The sequence below is a fragment of the Marinomonas sp. ef1 genome (assembly GCF_002806845.1).
In the GTDB taxonomy this organism is placed as follows: Bacteria; Pseudomonadota; Gammaproteobacteria; order Pseudomonadales; family Marinomonadaceae; genus Marinomonas; species Marinomonas polaris.
Genome location: NZ_NHTT01000056.1, coordinates 1 through 215, shown reverse-complemented (window position 1 = coordinate 215; position 215 = coordinate 1). Strand labels below are relative to the sequence as shown.

Below are 215 nucleotides of genomic sequence, written 5' to 3'. Positions count from 1 at the left end.
TATATGGCCGCAATCGTAGCTGGGCAACATAATACCGATATAAAAGCGCAGAAAACGAGATTACTAAAACAAGGCAAAACAAAAATGCAGGCGCTAGGTGCAGCGATGAGAAAGTTGTCACAAATATGTTTTGGTGTTGTTAAGAATCAAACAGAATATCAGCCTCAAGTTAGTTAAATAAAAACTTGAGGCTGATTAGGAGAGATGGTATCTAC

1 pseudogene is annotated in these 215 nt (G+C 38.1%); it reads left to right on the top strand.

Annotation, left to right across the window (positions count from 1 at the left end):
• A pseudogene (locus CCS02_RS22070) lies at positions 1 to 177 on the top strand (IS110 family transposase); the annotation flags it as partial.
• Positions 178 to 215: the final 38 nt, after the last annotated feature.